The sequence below is a fragment of the Rhodococcus sp. BH4 genome, from assembly GCF_002079265.1.
Taxonomy (GTDB): Bacteria; Actinomycetota; Actinomycetes; order Mycobacteriales; family Mycobacteriaceae; genus Rhodococcus_F; species Rhodococcus_F qingshengii.
In genome coordinates this window covers 1,021,182-1,036,622 of the sequence record NZ_CP014941.1, presented here as the reverse complement: position 1 = coordinate 1,036,622, position 15,441 = coordinate 1,021,182, and the positions used below count along the sequence as shown (strand labels likewise).

Here is a 15,441-nt window from a genome sequence, read left to right as displayed (position 1 = left end):
ACCTTCGACCGAATTTCGCTGGCCGATAACTGGACTCCCCGCCGCAGCCTCCAACGGAGGTTGCGGCGGTCGCATTTGTCGCTCCTACCGACCGTGACCTGCGATTGCACACCGAACAGTCCGTTTCGCGCTGTCGCGCGAGCACGAGATTCGCTGCTACCGTGGGTCGCTGGTCCGGGACCTAGGGCCCTAAAACTGGTTCACGTGTTAACAGTCGGAGGACAAGGGAGCAATGCAGGAACGTGCCAAGATCAGTCGCCGACAGATTCTTCAAGGTGCTGCTGATCGGTTCGAAGTCACGGGGTACGGCAGCACGAGCATGAATGACATCGTGTCCGCGGCGCAGATGACCAAGGGCGCGGTCTATTTTCACTTCTCGTCCAAAGACGAACTGGCTCAGGCGGTGATCGAAGAACAGCACCAGATCTCGATCAGTGCCTTCACCGCAGTTGCAGCCACAGGCGCACCGGCACTGGAACAGCTCGTCATGGTGTGCCACGAGATGGGCCGCCAACTCGTCGCAGAACCTATTGTTCGTGCGGGAATCCGACTTACCCTCGAGTTGGCCTCTGCCGACGGTTCGCAAGGCCCGTACGTCGCGTGGATCCGCGAGCTTCGAAAACTGGCCGAGGCCGCGAAGCTCGAAGGCGACATCCGCGACGATGTGGAGCCGGAATCGGTGGGTCGCGTAGTGATCTCGGCATTCACCGGCGTTCAACTGGTTTCGAACGTGCTCACCAGACGAAGCGATTTGAACGACCGTATCGACGAATTGTTCACCCTCCTGTTGGCAGGCGTGGTCTCCGACAAGCGACGCAGCGGCGTCGCCGAACTGGTCGGATGTCGCCTCGAAACTTATGCGTCCTGATCCGGAGAACACCCCGACGCCCGGATGATTCGGCGTATCAGCACCGAACCGTGCGCCAACCTTCGTCGATTCGTACAAGACCCCCCGTCGTCGACTCACTATCGTCAGATCCACGAATAACCCAGATACATGGATACCGACGAAAGGGCTTCTCGAATGACCGAAACCGCCACGTACGTTGAGAGCGCACAGCAGGAGATCGCTGCTGTACTCGCCGAAGCGAAGACCGATGCCTACGTCCACGCACGCGACATCGATTCCGGCGAAGAGTTCGGCTACGGCGCGGACGAAGGTGTCATCCTCGCCTCCGTTTTCAAGATTCCTGTTGTGCTTCAGTACGCCCGTGAAGTAGCGGCAGGCACCCTTGATCCGACCGAGCACGCCACGGTGACCGCCGAGTTCCGCTCCGGCGGCATCGGTATCGGCGGCTGCGCCGACGACGTGACTGCAAGCTGGCGAGACCTCGCTCTGCTCATGATGAGCTTCAGCGACAACGCCGCCACGGATTTCTTGTACGAGCGTCTCGGACTCGACAACATCGTCGCAACGCTGCGCGGGCTCGGTTTGGAGAAGACCAACTTGGTCCGTGACTGCCGAGGCCTCTTCAAGACGGTCTACGACGACCTCGGCGTCGACAAGGGCACCTTGCTGGAAATGCCCCCCATCGAAATTCTTCGGACAATTTCCGTCATGGATCCCGCCCGCTCCAATTCCAGTACTCCTCGTGAGATCACAATGTTGCTGGCTGCAATCTGGAGGGATGAAGCCGGCCCCGCATCGGCTTGTGAAGAGGTCCGAACCATCATGAGCAAGCAGGTCTGGCCGCACCGCCTTTCGTCCGGTTTCCCCGACGAGGTCACTGTCGCCGCCAAGACCGGAACGCTGGGACTGGTACGAAACGAAGCCGGCGTCGTGGCGTACCCGGACGGCAAGCGTTACGCCGTCGGTGTCTTCACCAAGTCCCACGAGCTCACCCACCGCGCCCCGAAGATCGACGCCTCCATCGGAACCGTCGGCCGCATCGCTGTCGAAGCACTTCGCAACAACAGCTGATCCGAACCCACTGACAAAGAATGCGGGTCGCGCTGAGAAATCAGTGCGACCCGCATTTTTCGGCTTTCGAGCTAGCGTGGACCGCGCAGACGAAGATGCACCATCAACCGGAAGCGGACGTTGGGGTCGTCGAGATCCAACGCGGCCATACCCTTCAACTTGCTGAGACGATACCGAAAGGTGTTGGGGTGCACGTGCAATGACGCCGCGGCGTCACCGACATCACCGAACGCGTTGAGCCACGCATCGAGAGTGTCCACGAACGAGGTCGCATGAGCGGCGTCGTGGCTGGCGATCGCCTCGATCGGTCCGAGGTCCGAGAACCCTTCGGCTGCAGCTTCCGACGCGATCTCCAACAGGATGGCATCGACGTGGACGCTACTGAAGGTGGCGACGCTGCCCGACGCTCGTCCCGCCAACAACACTTCGAGGGCATGTTCGGCGTCGCGCTTCGATCGGCTCAGCTGCGCCGGTCTGGTCACGACCCGGCCGATCCCGATGATCGTGTCGCCGGACGCTCCGGTCCGGTCCAGGAAGTCCGAGGCCACACGGAACGCCTGCAACTCGGCCTCGGCCGGGGAATGCCCTCGCACAGACAGCACCGCGTAGCCGGTTCCGTTGACCAAGGCTGCCGCCGACTGCGAGTGGACGGCGCCGAGGTGCATGGCCAGAGCGTCGGTCAGTCGCACCACGTGGGCGGCATCGTCCGGCTTCGACGATCCTTCGAAAGACCTACGACCCAAAGCCATCACGAGTGCGGGGCCGGTCCCGAGGCCGAGGCGATTCATCGCGTCGACCGCACCTGACCCACCGTCGAGAAGGGTTGCGATCAGGTCTGCGCGCAGTCGGCGCTCGGCGTCGGCGCCGCCGCGCAACCGCAACATCTGCAGCGCGATCAACCCAGCTGAATCGCGCAGAGCACGCATCCGGTCGTCGGACATCGGCTCACCGGTTGCCACCCACATGGAGCCGAGGAACTCGTCGCCGGCTCTGATGGACACGGCGATACGACCCATTTTGGTACCGAGGGTCTCGGCCGAGACCCACACCGGATCGTCGCTGCGATAGAGCCGGTCGAAGACCCCGGCCTCTTCGAGCACTCGAATGTACTGGTCAGGAACTTGCCGCTCCAGAACGGTCGCGATACGTGGACCGTCTCCTTCTTCCTGGCGGCCGGAGAAGGCGATGACCCGTGAGCTGCGGTCCTCGATCGTGATCGGCGCATCGAGAAGTGCGCTGACAGCGTTGGCGAAGGCGAACAGATCGCCGGCCGGGCCGCCTCCGCGTGAGTGGATGTGCCCGACTTCGTTTCGGGCCGAGAGCACCGAATGAAGCAGGCTTGTCAGCTGAACCCACGAGACTCCTCGCGCCAAGGCCAACAGCACGACGCCCGAGGCGATGACGGATTCGCGGTCCGCATCGCTGACCTCGGCGGTCACTCGCGCGACCACCACGCGTACTCCGCGCTCGGCCAGGCCGGCCACGGACTCCGCGATACGTTCGCCTCCGGTGACGCCGACGAGCAGCACCATGGAGTCCGGTGTCGAGGGTGAGTCGTCGTCGGGGTCGTGAATGACCACCGAGGCGATCTCCTGGACCGCCTCCGGGTCGCCGACAACCGGATTCAGCACCGTAGTTCCCACGTCTTCGAGAAGCCGCACCAAACTGATGCGAGGTCGTACGGTGCCCACGTCTATCACTCCTTCGTCCGGTGAACGAAGTGTGTCATAGTGATTCGTCAAAGCCGATCCATGCCGATCCATTCGACCGACGTGGTAATTGCTTCGAGCAGGTCGGGGATCGGTTCGACGCCGATACCCGGTCCTTCCGGAACCTTCACGTAACCGTTGTCGAGTACGAACGGCTCGGTGATGTCTTCGGCGAAGTACCGGTCGGAAGCCGATGTATCGCCTGGTAGGGCAAATCCGGGGAGCGCGGCAAGCGCGACGTTGGCGGCCCTGCCGATTCCGGTCTCGAGCATTCCGCCGCACCACACGGCAATTCCGTTGGCCTTGCAGACGTCGTGGATACGACGCGATTCCAGATAACCGCCCACACGTCCCGGTTTGATGTTCACCACGCTGCACGCACCGATTGCCAGCGCGTCGGCGGTGACCTTCGCGGAGGTGATCGACTCGTCGAGGCAGACCGGCGTCCGCATCATCTCGGCCAGCCTGGCGTGGCCACGCAGTTCCTCTTCGGGAAGCGGCTGCTCGATCAGCAGGAGGTCGAAGTCGTCGAGCCGCTGGAGATGGCGGGCTTCAGCCAGGGTGTACGCGGTGTTCGCGTCGACCTGGAGGAGTACGTCGTCGCCGAACCTCTCGCGGACTGCGCGAACCGGCTCGATGTCCCAGCCCGGTTCGATCTTCAGTTTGATGCGCAGGTATCCGGCATCGAGGAACCCGCCTACCTCCTCTAGCAGCTCATCGATCGAATTCTTGATACCCACCGAGACACCCGCGGGTACGCGATCGACTACTGCACCCAGGTACGAAGACATGCTCGTCCCGGCAGCCCGTAACTCGGCGTCGAGAAATGCGGTTTCCAATGCCGCTTTGGCCATGGGGTGCCCGGCGAACTGTTCCATCGTCGCGCTCAGTGCGTGCACGTCGGGATCGGTGAGTTCACCCAGAGACGGAATCAGGAACTTACGAAGGACTTCGGCGGCGCCGTCCGTGTATTCGGAGCAGTAGCGAGGCTCGGACATCGCCACGCACTCGCCCCAGCCCTCCGACTCCGAGGTGACGACCTTGACGAACAACACGTCCTTGGTGGTCTCGGTGCCGAACGAGGTACGGAACGGCGCTTTCAACGGCATTGCCGCCCGGCGTAATTCAACTCCTTCGATCTTCACGATGTAACCTCCGCTGTTGTCCTGCCTGCCTGTGTTCCCGGCGCACGGTCCAGCACGTACTTTCCGGTTCTGGTAACTGCGAGAACCACTCCGTTCTCGGCGAGCACACCACCGAGAGTCTCGCGGACTGCCAGGCGCCAGTCGTTCGCTGCCGTCGGGTCCGACTTACGCAGTGTGTACACGTCATTCGGTGTAGCCACCGTGACGAATCGATTCTTGGTCGACTTCAACACGGGCAGGCCGGCTTCGGAGACGGACAGCAGTTCGCTCGCCCCCAAGGACTCGGGAGTCGGGACTTCTCCCGAACCGGCGACGACGTCGGCAACCTTGCTACTACCGATTTCCCAGTCGATCAACAACCGGTCGCTGTCTGCGCCGCCGTTGAGGCTGTCGTTCATCGGCGCGTAGAAACGCGGCAGATACTGGATCGGGAACGCACCGAGTTTCGAGACGTTGAAGTAGGCATTGCGTGCGACGAGCGGGTCGAAAGTCCACCGCACGTGGAGAATTCCCCGTTCCAGTGCCCACGCACGCTGGAACAGTTTCAACGCGAGGCCGATGTGCCCGTTCTGCACGTTCGGGAGGATCCCCGTGATGTGCGAATGCAACGAACGGTGTTGCGGTTCCTCGAAGAATGCAACCGAGCCGCCGATCAGATCCCCGCCACGAAACGCGCCGGCGACGTAGTTACCGGAGTGTGCGAGCGCTTTCATCATGTCCCGATGGACGGGAGGGTTACCGCTCTCCGGCTGCCATACCTTCTCGAACAGACCGAATACCTGTTCCAACTCGGCATGCCCGGTGACGGTTTCGATAGTCACACATGCAAGCAGGGCGGCCTGCTCGGCCTGGCTGATTGCTTGCCGCATCCGTGAAGGCGATACACCTCCGAATGGTTGAACGGTCTTGCGTTGGACATTGTTCGGCGACGTCATAGTCACAGTCCTCCCTCCAGGATTCGAGTCACCAGACCGGCCAACAAGGTGGCGCGCGGGATCATCTGATCTATCTCTACGTGTTCTGTCGCTGCGTGGGCGCCACCGCCGACGGCACCGAGGCCGTCCAACGTGGGAGTTCCTACTGCGGCAGTGAAATTTCCGTCCGATGCACCGCCGACGGCGCAGTCGCGCAGCATCCCCAAACCGCTCTCACTGCTGACCTGGTGAGCGAGAAAGTACAGCTTCTCCGAAGACACTGATTCCAGTGGTCCACGGTTGGGGCCTCCGGACACCGAAATTCGACTTTCGGCCAGCGCCGGTGTCAGTGCACGGATCGAACGGTCGATGCGTTCCTGTTCCGTCGCCGACCACATGCGAACGTCACACCACAGTTGCGCTTGCGCTGCAACGGTATTGGTGGTCGTGCCGCCACTGATCACGGACGGCACCACCGACGTTCCCGCCACCGGGTCCGCGAGCTCCACCACGGCCTGAATCTGGTGTGCGAGCTCCACTACAGCGTTCACACCTCGTTCCGGTTCCAGTCCGGCGTGTGCAGCGCGTCCCTCGATGTCGACGCAGTACAGCGACATACCCTTGCGCGCGGTCTTCACTGCGCCGTCGGCTGCGGCTTCGAGGACCAGCACCGCGTCGACCTGACGTGCTTGCTCCTCGATCAGTGCGCGCGAGGTCGGGGAGCCGATTTCCTCGTCGGAATTGAGGAGCACGACCACCCCGTCGAGCGACGGAAGCGATGCGAGCGCGTGGAAGAGCTGGACGATGCCGGCCTTCATGTCGAAGACTCCGGGTCCGGTGGCGATGTTGTCGGTGACAGACCAGGGCAACTCCGCGAGCGTTCCGAGCGGCCAGACGGTGTCGAAATGGCCCAGGAGCATCACCTTCGGCTCCGCGCCGAACGACCAACGCAAGTGCTGGCGCCCGTCGATGCGGATACGTTCGGGGGTGCTTCCGAGGTGGCGTTCGCCGATTTCGGCCACCACGTCCGCACATGCATCGACTGCGCCGAGATCGGAACTGGGCGACTCGGCGGTTACCAACGCCGCCAGGTCTGCCACCATTGATTTCTTGTCCACTCCGACGCTCTCCTGTCACCGACTTGCAACTTCGCAGTCAAGCTTGGTCGAAGCGACCCTGTCGGATCTTGTCCAAGACTCCTGTCCTTCGGGCTCGGATTCGTCGTGTGTCACGAACAGCTGGGTGTCATCAAGCAGGTGTGTCAGGTACCGATCTCTGTTCGGGCGGCAAACAGCTCGGGAAAGAAGCTCAACTCCAGCGCACGTTGCAGGAAGCCGGCACCACCACTCGAACCGCCGGTCCCCTTCTTCATGCCGATCACCCGCAGCACGGTCCGAAGGTGCCGGAACCGCCACAGCTGAAAGCTCTCCTCGAGGTCGACCAACTCCTCGAACGCCTCGTACGCCGTCCAGTGCTGTTCGACGTTCTCGTAGATTGCTTTGACCAGCGGAATCAGTTCGTCGTTTCGCACGTAGGGCGCGCTGACGTCTCGTTCGAGAGCCGACGCCGGAACGTCGTACCCCTGCCTGGACAGGTACCGCCAGAACTCGTCGTACAGTGTCGGCTCCCCGAGCAGGGTCTCCAACAATCGATGGGCGGACGGATCCGATTCGAACACCTTCAGCATGCCCGCGTTCTTGTTTCCGAGCACGAATTCCACGGCGCGGTACTGGTACGACTGGAACCCCGACGAGTTGCCGAGAACGCCCCTGAACTCCGCATACTCCGCCGGCGTCAGTGTCGCCAGCACCGACCACTGCTCGGTCAAGGTGGCCTGAATGTGTTTGACACGTGCGATCCGCTTGAACGCGACCCGAATGTCGTCGGCAGCGATCGCTGCTCTGGCCGCCCGAATCTCGTGGAGAAACAGCTTGAGCCACAACTCGCTGGTCTGGTGCTGAATGATGAACAAGAGTTCGTCGTGGTGTTCCGGCTCGCTCACCGGGTGCTGCGAATCCAGGAGGGTATCGAGTCCGAGGTAGGCCCCGTAACTCATCTTCCCGGAAAAATCGGTGACGACGTCGTCTTCGATCTTTCGTGTGCCGTCCGTTGCCGACATCTTCGGTCTCCTTGTCAGAATTTCGCCGGGGTCTGCGGAACGATCATGGCCACCAATGCGGCAGCGCTCGTCGCTCCGACCAGGACTCCGAATGCAGCCATGTACGAGAACTGGTCCACCATCCATCCCATCACGAGCGGGGTGATGAAACCGGCGAACTGACCACAACCGTTGATCAAACCCATTCCGGAACCGAGGAATTCGGCCGGAAGTGCCCGCAACGGCATCGCGAAGATCGACATCGAACACAGACCGCTGATGCCTAGAGCCAACGTCTCGTAGAACGTGAACATCGCGACGGTGTCAGCGGTGGTCATCAGGAACAAAAGGACTGCCGACGTGGCCATACACGGAACCAGAAGGATCCTGGCCCGGTCGTGGAAGTACTTGTCCACCAACCGCCCGCCCACAATCGTGGCCAGCGCCGTGACGATGAAGGGAATTGCGGCAAAGATTCCCGTGTCGATCAGCGAGAGTCCCTTGTCGTTGAGCAGATAACTCGGCACCCAGGTCATCAGCCCGTACGCGGACATGTTGGCCAGGCAGAACAGAATCGCGAACTTCCACACCGACGCGGACTTGAACACCGCGGCGCGAGAGTGCTCGCTCGCCAGAGGTTGCAAGGCTGCCTCGGGATCTTCCGAGATTTCCGTGTCCAGCGGTGCGGGCAGCACCAACCACACCACCGTGCCGATCACTGCGCCGACGATCGCCACCAGCCAGAACGCGTCACGCCACCCCACGGCCATGAGGACCGGCGCGATGATCAGCGGTGCGATGCCGGGGCCGAGGTTGTTGGCGCCGAGCATGAAACCCATCGCGGTCGCTCTGGTTTTCGGACGCGTCCGCTCAGCCAAAGCCTTGAACGACGCCGCTGGAAAGAGCCCCTGGCTGATGCCGAACATCGCACGCATGACCATCAGCGAGACGAGACCCCACGCGAACCCTGTCAACGCTGTGAACACCGACCACAGGATCAAAGCAACGATCAACAGGGGCCTGGGTCCGAAGCGGTCGGCCAACATTCCGCCGGGGACCTGCCCGAGCATGTAGAAGATCGCGAATACCGAGACCACGCCACCCAACTGCGTACTGCTGAGCGAGAATTCGTCGCCGATCATCGGAAGCGCAAGCCCGATCATGACGCGATCCACCATGTCGATCAACCAGATGGTACTGAGCAGCCCCACCGTAACGGTGGTCGTACGACGAATCGACCTGTTGTCCATCATATTTCGAACCGGACCGTCGCTCGCCCGCGACGGTCCTTCCACTGTGACGCGTTCCGCCTTCATCAAGCCTCCCGAATTGTCTTGTGCCGCATGGACTGGAACATCGAAAAGACTGATGAAGTGTGACAGCGAACACGTCTACCGCATTGGTCCGTTTCACCAATAGCCGAAGCAACGATTGGTCGGTCGGAACATGTTCTGCCCCAAGAGATGACAAATGCCGCCGGCGCACACGGCGTCGGCGGCATTTCGCGATGGAGTCGCTACTTCACTACGTGCGATTGGCGACTGCCACGATCGTCGAGACGCCTGCGGCTGCAAGCCGGGCATTGACAGTGATCAGACCGAGAATGTCGTCGACGCTGCCGAGTGTGTGCGAAATCGTACGATCCGAAATCCGTCGCGAGCCGGGAACAGCCTCGGCGAGTTCAGCTCCCGTGGTGGTGGGGTGAACGATCTCGAGGGTCCATTCGTCACGCAGCTCGACCGGCTTCAGTGTGTCGGCCTTACGCACTGCGCGCTCGGCTCCTGCTCGGATCTGCTCGCACGCCAGCGACGGCGGCAGCGAATTGGTTGCCGACCATCCATGTGCCTTCTTGACCTCGACGGTCTCGGTTGTCGGCGAGGCCGCGTCGACCAAGCCGCAGATGATGTCGTCACCCGTCACCAGGCCGACGGGAACGCCCTGGGTGGCAGCGTAGAGGGTGTTGACGTCGGTCTCCGAGACGGACTTGCCGTCGAGGCGGACGTCGGCGAACAAGCTCGAGAACGTGTGCGCCAGGACGCCGGGCCCACCGGCGGGTGCGTGATAGCCGACAAACAGCGCGACGTCGTGATCGGACGTCAGTCCCTCCGCCATGCACTGCATCTTCGGTGTTCCGAAGATCAGACGCGCCCGTGGATCCAGGTCGGCGTGAAGCAGATTGTCCATCGTTCCGTGGCTGTCGTTGACCAGGACGCTCGTCGCACCGGCGTCGAACGCACCGGCGATCGCGGCATTGGTCTCGGCGGTCATGAGCATCTGCGCACGGTGGTAGCCGCCACCGCCGCGGATCGTCTGATCGAGCGTCGCGATACCCGCGATACCCTCCATGTCCACCGAAATATAGACGTGCATTCCTGTCCTCCATCGATCTCAATCGGCTGAATTGATAACTTCGCTTTCACCTTCACACTCGAGCGCATCCGTTTCTTGTCCGCTCGAACGGTGAGTCGGCCTCCATTTGGGACGTTCACACCAGAATCCGATACCCGAGCCGTGAAACCATCGGGACATTCGCCGGGCCAGGCGGTTCGACCAACGACAGGAGTGCAGCGCTGATGCAGGTCCACGACATCGTGTTCACCGGCGGCCGTGTCGTCGATCCCGCATCGGGGACAGACGAGGTACGGGGCATCGCGATCACCGACGGCAAGGTCTCGGCGTGGGGTCGCGACGCGATCGAAGCCCGGCAGACGATCGACGTGACCGGTCAGGTCATCTGCCCCGGATTCATCGACCTGCACAGCCACGGACAGGAAATCGCCGAGCAGCGACTTCAGGCATTGGACGGAGTCACGACGGCCCTCGAACTGGAAGCCGGCGTCATTCCTGTTGCAAAGGCATATGCCCGGGCCGGCGCCGAGGGCCGCCCGATCAACTACGGCTACGCGACGTCGTGGGCGCACGCCCGAATGATCGAACTCTCAGGGGCCGATCCCGACGGCGACATCAGAACGCTCCTGCACCATCTCGGTTCCCCGAGCTGGCAGGGCGAGCCCACCGCCTCTCAGCGCGCCCACATTCTCGAACTCCTCGAAAACGATCTGGCCGCAGGCGCTCTCGGCATCGGCGTGGTGGTCGGGTACGCGCCGAAATCCGATCCGGTGGAGTACCTACAGGTGGCGGATCTCGCGGCGCGAGCCGGTGTTCCCACCTATACCCATGCGCGCCCTCTCATCTCGGCCGATCCGTCGAGCCCGGTGGATGGTGCCGTCGAAATCGCCCGTGCAGCAGCCGAAACCGGCGCACACATGCACTACTGCCACGTCAACAGCACCTCGGGAATGCACGTCGACCACGCGCTGTCGGTGGTGGCACAGGTTCAGGCAGCCGGATCGCGCGTCACGACGGAGGCGTATCCGTACGGTTCCGGGTCGACGGCCGTCGGAGCTGCATTTCTCGATCCCGACAAGCTGCACCTGATGAATCTGACACCACGGTCGCTGACATTCGTACCCACCGGTGAACGTATCGCGGACCGCAAGCAGCTGGAACATCTTCGGGCCACCGACCCCGGTGGACTGGTGCTGGTGGAGTTCCTCGACGAGAACGACACCGTGCAGCGCGAATTCCTCGAACGGGCGATGACTTTCGATCGCGCCGCCATCGCGAGCGACGCGATGCCACTGACCTGGCCCGGCCGTTCGCCTGCCGACTCATTGCAGTGGCCACTGCCGGAGAAGGCACTCGGCCACCCCCGCGGCGCAGGCACCTATGCACGTGCGATTCGTACGCTGTACCGCGAGCGTCGACTGCTGTCGCTGTCGGAGATAATCGCGCGCTGCTCGTTGATCCCTGCGCAGATTCTGGAGGAGTCGGTTCCCTCGATGGCGACGAAAGGTCGGATCAGCCCCGGTAGCGACGCGGACATCCTCGTTTTCGACCCCGAGCGAATTACCGACAACGCCACGTACATCGACGGCACCCGCCCCTCCACCGGTATCAGCCGCGTGCTGGTCGGCGGAGTACCCGTCGTCGAAGACGGTGTCGTGGTCCAGGACGCGTTGCCTGGTCGCCCGGTACGCCGCTCGTAGCCGGATCTCATTCTGACCTGCATAGTTCTGACAGAAAGTCACCACACATGAACACATCGTCTGCAATCAACGGCACAATCGATGCCATGACGGATTTCGCGAACCCCCCGATCGGTTGGCAGCACAAGGCCTTCGGCACCGACCTCGAAGGTCGCGACGGTTCCGACCTCGAGCCGCTGGGGATCTCGGCACTCGACGGCAACCTCCTGCTACCCGTGATGACACTCAACCGTGCAGCGATCGCGCACAATGTCGACCTCATGGCGCAGTTCTGCTCCGACCACGATGTGGATCTGGCGCCTCACGCGAAGACCACGATGAGCCCCGAACTGGTTCGACGGCAACTCGACGCCGGGGCTTGGGCGATGACGGCGGCAACCGTTGCGCAGGCACGCATTCTGCGTGAGTTCGGTGTGGACACCATCATCATCGCCAGCCAGGTTCTCGATCCCGCCGGTATTCGGTGGATCTGCGACGCCCAGGCCACCGACCCCGATTTCTTCGTCACCACCCTCGTGGACTCGGTCGAGAGCGTCCGCCTGATGGAACAGTTGATCGCGAAAGTCTCACCGGCCAGCCGTATCCGGGTTCTCGTTGAACTCGGCTACGACAGCGGACGCGCGGGCGCTCGCACTGTCGAGCAAGCACTCGACGTCGCACGCGCAGCATCGCAGGCACCTTCGTTGATTCTCACCGGAGTCGAGGGGTTCGAGGGCATGATGCCCGGAGCCTCGGTAGCAGCCCGCCGTATCTCCGTCGATTCGTATCTCAAATCCGCGCGGGTTTTCACGGAAATCTGTGTTGCCGAGAACCTGTTCGAGAACAACTCCGCGAAGGCTCCCCGGCCACTGGTCACTTTCGGCGGCAGTGCGTTTCACGATCTGGTCGTACGCGAGCTGGCCGGCCGGTGGGCACTCGACAACGGTGTACGCATCGTGCTGCGCAGCGGTTGCTATATCACCCATGATCACGGTCTCTATGCCGAAACTTCGCCGTGGGCTGACGGTCCGCGAACTCTGCAGGGAGCCGCAGAGGTCTGGGGTGTAGTGCTTTCCATACCTGAACCCGGACGGGTGATCCTGGGCTTCGGCCGCCGCGATGTCGGTTCCGACGCAGGCTTTCCCATAGTCCTGTGGCGCCGACGCAACGGATCCAACCGATCAGCGCGAGAGCTGACGATCACCGCACTCAACGACCAGCACGCGTACGTCGACGTTCCGGCTGACTTCGACGTGAAGGTCGGCGATCTGCTCGGTTGCGGAATCTCGCATCCCTGCACCACATTCGACAAATGGTCACTGATTCCCGAGGTCGATTCGGATTACCGCGTCGTCGGCACGGTGCACACCTACTTCTGAGGGGACCGGTTGCGGCAATCCGGCGTCAGTCGTCCTTCGGGTCACGCGGCAATTCGACGCGGAACGTCGTCCCCTGCCCGAGGGAGGTCTCGACGCTGACGGTTCCGTCGTGCGCTGCAACCAAAGCCGAAACGATGGACAGGCCGAGACCGGCGCCCCCGGTCTCACGGGTGCGAGAGGTGTCGGCGCGGTAGAAACGCTCGAAGATCCGCGCGGCATCCTCGTCACTCAAACCCTGACCGGTATCCGAAACCTCGACCACCGCGGAGTTCTCGGTCGTACCGACACGAACGGTGACCTGCGCATCCGGCGGCGTGTGTTTGATCGCGTTGCCCACCAGATTGGCAACTACCTGACGCAGTCTGGCCTCGTCACCATGCACTTCGGGCAGGCCTGGGCCGCCGGTCATCTGAAGTTCGACAGTTCGATCCGGTGCGATCGCTCGTGCCGCCTGTACCGAATCCGCCGCAACTGCAAGCAGATCCACAGGCTTGTTCTCGAGTGGACGCTGTTCGTCGAGTCTTGCCAGCATGAGCAGATCTTCGACCAGAAGTCCCATCCTCGACGCCTCGCCCTCGATCCGGTTCATCAGCGTTTCCGTATTAGTCATGGCGCCTTGGCGATACAACTCGGCGAACCCACGAATAGTCGTCAAGGGTGTGCGCAACTCGTGGCTCGCGTCGCCGACAAACCTACGCATCTTCTCCTCGGAACGCCGGGCCGATTCCTCCGAAGCCTCGGTCGCGGCAAATGCGTGCTGAATCTGCGCGAGCATTCCGTTGAGCGCCACGGACAGTCGACCGACCTCGGTGCGGTCATCGCGCTCCGGAACACGTCGATGAAGGTCGCCGGCGGCAATGGCAGCGGCAGTTTCCTCCACCTCGACAAGCGGACGGAGGCTCCGACGAACCACGAAATACGCTGCGCCGCCGAGGATCAGCAGGACAACCAGGCCGATGCCGAGTTGCAGGCCGACCAAGTCGTCGACGGTCTGCTCGTTATCCGTCAGTCGCACACCGATAGTCGTGGTCGTGCCGTCGCGGACCGTCGTGAGAACCCGCCAGTTCACGTCCGAACCGTCGCTCGATCCGACGGTGATCGGGCCGTTGGTGGAATCTTTCGACAGGTCGGGTTCGGTCGTCGTCGACTTGTCGTTCAGGATGATCACCCGTCCGTCCGGGGTCACGGTCCGAACGAAGAAGGGGCTGGGTGGGCGGGTGCCCGGGCCGACGTCACTGGGCGGCTGCAGATCTCTGCTGTGCGGCTTTGCCCAACCGTCGACCGCTTCGTACAGCGTTTTGTCGGTTCGCTGGGTCAGTGAATTCTCGAGAGCAGAAGTGACCGCTACACCCGACGCCAACAGACCCAGCGCGGCCAACACCAGCAAGGCCGCAACCAGGGTGAAGCGCAGCGGCAGTGAATGGAGACGGAAACGACCCCGCTTCGGAAGCTGATCGTTTTCCGCGGCGGCGATCATTGCCGCGGTTCACGCATCACGTAGCCGACCCCACGCAATGTGTGAATCAGCGGTGTCTCCCCCGTGTCCACCTTGCGCCGCAGGTAGGAAACGTAGGACTCGACAACTCCGACCTCCCCACCGAAGTCGTAATTCCAGACGTGGTCGAGAATCCGCGGTTTGCTGAGAACCGTCCCGGCGTTGACCATGAAGTATCGGAGCAGTGTGAACTCGGTGGGCGAGAGTGCAACCAACTCGCCCTTCTTCCAGACCTCGCGGGTGTCGTCGTCGAGTTCGATGTCGGCGAACTTCACCCGCGGCGACTGCTCCGGCGCGACCCCGCGACCGGCGCGGCGCAGGATGACCCGCAACCGCGTCACGACTTCTTCGAGGCTGAACGGCTTGGTCACGTAGTCGTCCGCGCCGAGGGTCAGGCCGCTGATCTTGTCGTCGAGCGAATCCTTCGCCGTCAGAAACAGGACGGGCGCGTCCACACCGTCGGCGCGCAGGCGTCGAAGCAGACCGAAGCCGTCCATCCCGGGCATCATGACGTCGAGAACGATCGCGTCGGGACGGAATGTCCGTGCGACGTCCAGGCCTTGGGCGCCGCTCGAAGCAGTTGCCACCTCGAAACCCTGGAATCGGAGGCTCACGGAGAGCAACTCCACGATGGTGGGTTCGTCGTCGACAACGAGGATGCGGGCTTCGGGGGTCTTGTCGGTCACGAGAACCATCTTCTCCCCTGCCACTGGATTCCCGCTGTATGTTCCCTGGGAGCTTCCTGTGAACGG

Annotated in this window: 13 protein-coding genes; 4 read left to right on the top strand and 9 right to left on the bottom strand. The window is 62.5% G+C overall.

Annotated features, from left to right (window positions below):
- The first annotated feature begins 232 nt into the window (after positions 1 to 232).
- Positions 233 to 868, top strand: a complete 636-nt coding sequence (locus tag A0W34_RS04810) for a ScbR family autoregulator-binding transcription factor (protein ID WP_081557396.1) — start codon at positions 233 to 235, stop codon at positions 866 to 868.
- Positions 869 to 1,024: 156 nt separating this feature from the next.
- Entirely contained in the window at positions 1,025 to 1,921 is an 897-nt protein-coding gene (locus A0W34_RS04805; RefSeq protein ID WP_007734380.1) for a serine hydrolase, read from the top strand.
- Positions 1,922 to 1,992: 71 nt separating this feature from the next.
- Here the strand turns inward: A0W34_RS04805 and A0W34_RS04800 are convergent, their stop codons facing one another.
- The 7 genes from A0W34_RS04800 to A0W34_RS04770 all read right to left on the bottom strand — a co-directional run bounded on the left by A0W34_RS04800 (position 1,993) and on the right by A0W34_RS04770 (position 10,157).
- On the bottom strand, positions 1,993 to 3,612 hold the full coding sequence (locus A0W34_RS04800; protein WP_058039306.1) for a PucR family transcriptional regulator: 1,620 nt from the start codon (positions 3,610 to 3,612) through the stop codon (positions 1,993 to 1,995).
- Positions 3,613 to 3,659: 47 nt separating this feature from the next.
- The gene (gene menC / locus A0W34_RS04795; RefSeq protein WP_081557395.1) at positions 3,660 to 4,775 is read right to left on the bottom strand and encodes an o-succinylbenzoate synthase; all 1,116 of its coding nucleotides are present in this window, start codon (positions 4,773 to 4,775) and stop codon (positions 3,660 to 3,662) included.
- Positions 4,772 to 5,644: a GNAT family N-acetyltransferase gene (locus A0W34_RS04790; protein WP_070161505.1), complete on the bottom strand. Its 873-nt coding sequence runs from the start codon at positions 5,642 to 5,644 to the stop codon at positions 4,772 to 4,774. The genes menC and A0W34_RS04790 overlap by 4 nt, the downstream gene beginning before the upstream one ends.
- A 68-nt stretch (positions 5,645 to 5,712) precedes the next feature.
- Positions 5,713 to 6,807 (bottom strand): M20 family metallopeptidase, encoded by a 1,095-nt coding sequence (locus tag A0W34_RS04785; protein ID WP_081557394.1) that lies wholly within the window; start codon positions 6,805 to 6,807, stop codon positions 5,713 to 5,715.
- Positions 6,808 to 6,950: 143 nt separating this feature from the next.
- Positions 6,951 to 7,808 carry a tryptophan 2,3-dioxygenase gene (locus tag A0W34_RS04780; protein WP_003945883.1) on the bottom strand — a complete coding sequence of 286 codons (858 nt, stop codon included), beginning with the start codon at positions 7,806 to 7,808 and terminating at the stop codon, positions 6,951 to 6,953.
- Positions 7,809 to 7,822: 14 nt separating this feature from the next.
- The gene (locus tag A0W34_RS04775; protein WP_037132270.1) at positions 7,823 to 9,103 is read right to left on the bottom strand and encodes an MFS transporter; all 1,281 of its coding nucleotides are present in this window, start codon (positions 9,101 to 9,103) and stop codon (positions 7,823 to 7,825) included.
- A gap of 208 nt (positions 9,104 to 9,311) precedes the next feature.
- Positions 9,312 to 10,157 (bottom strand): M55 family metallopeptidase, encoded by an 846-nt coding sequence (locus A0W34_RS04770; RefSeq protein WP_007734371.1) that lies wholly within the window; start codon positions 10,155 to 10,157, stop codon positions 9,312 to 9,314.
- A gap of 203 nt (positions 10,158 to 10,360) precedes the next feature.
- On the opposite strand from A0W34_RS04770, the gene A0W34_RS04765 reads away from it, so the two are divergent.
- Positions 10,361 to 11,836 (top strand): amidohydrolase family protein, encoded by a 1,476-nt coding sequence (locus tag A0W34_RS04765; protein WP_058039182.1) that lies wholly within the window; start codon positions 10,361 to 10,363, stop codon positions 11,834 to 11,836.
- 47 nt (positions 11,837 to 11,883) lie between these two features.
- Positions 11,884 to 13,194, top strand: coding sequence for an alanine racemase (locus A0W34_RS04760; protein ID WP_054781563.1), 1,311 nt, complete (start codon positions 11,884 to 11,886; stop codon positions 13,192 to 13,194).
- Positions 13,195 to 13,219: 25 nt separating this feature from the next.
- Here the strand turns inward: A0W34_RS04760 and A0W34_RS04755 are convergent, their stop codons facing one another.
- Positions 13,220 to 14,671 carry a sensor histidine kinase gene (locus A0W34_RS04755; protein ID WP_081557393.1) on the bottom strand — a complete coding sequence of 484 codons (1,452 nt, stop codon included), beginning with the start codon at positions 14,669 to 14,671 and terminating at the stop codon, positions 13,220 to 13,222.
- Entirely contained in the window at positions 14,668 to 15,384 is a 717-nt protein-coding gene (locus A0W34_RS04750; protein WP_007734368.1) for a response regulator transcription factor, read from the bottom strand. The genes A0W34_RS04755 and A0W34_RS04750 overlap by 4 nt, the downstream gene beginning before the upstream one ends.
- Positions 15,385 to 15,441 lie beyond the last annotated feature (57 nt).

Excerpts from the sequence above, each read along its gene's own strand:
- A0W34_RS04810 (WP_081557396.1), top strand. The coding sequence starts at position 233 with ATGCAGGAACGTGCCAAGATCAGTCGCCGACAGATTCTTCAAGGTGCT.
- A0W34_RS04805 (WP_007734380.1), top strand. The coding sequence starts at position 1,025 with ATGACCGAAACCGCCACGTACGTTGAGAGCGCACAGCAGGAGATCGCT.
- A0W34_RS04790 (WP_070161505.1), bottom strand. The coding sequence starts at position 5,644 with ATGCGGCAAGCAATCAGCCAGGCCGAGCAGGCCGCCCTGCTTGCATGT.
- A0W34_RS04780 (WP_003945883.1), bottom strand. The coding sequence starts at position 7,808 with ATGTCGGCAACGGACGGCACACGAAAGATCGAAGACGACGTCGTCACC.
- A0W34_RS04775 (WP_037132270.1), bottom strand. The coding sequence starts at position 9,103 with ATGAAGGCGGAACGCGTCACAGTGGAAGGACCGTCGCGGGCGAGCGAC.
- A0W34_RS04770 (WP_007734371.1), bottom strand. The coding sequence starts at position 10,157 with ATGCACGTCTATATTTCGGTGGACATGGAGGGTATCGCGGGTATCGCG.
- A0W34_RS04765 (WP_058039182.1), top strand. The coding sequence starts at position 10,361 with ATGCAGGTCCACGACATCGTGTTCACCGGCGGCCGTGTCGTCGATCCC.
- A0W34_RS04760 (WP_054781563.1), top strand. The coding sequence starts at position 11,884 with ATGAACACATCGTCTGCAATCAACGGCACAATCGATGCCATGACGGAT.
- A0W34_RS04755 (WP_081557393.1), bottom strand. The coding sequence starts at position 14,671 with ATGATCGCCGCCGCGGAAAACGATCAGCTTCCGAAGCGGGGTCGTTTC.
- A0W34_RS04750 (WP_007734368.1), bottom strand. The coding sequence starts at position 15,384 with ATGGTTCTCGTGACCGACAAGACCCCCGAAGCCCGCATCCTCGTTGTC.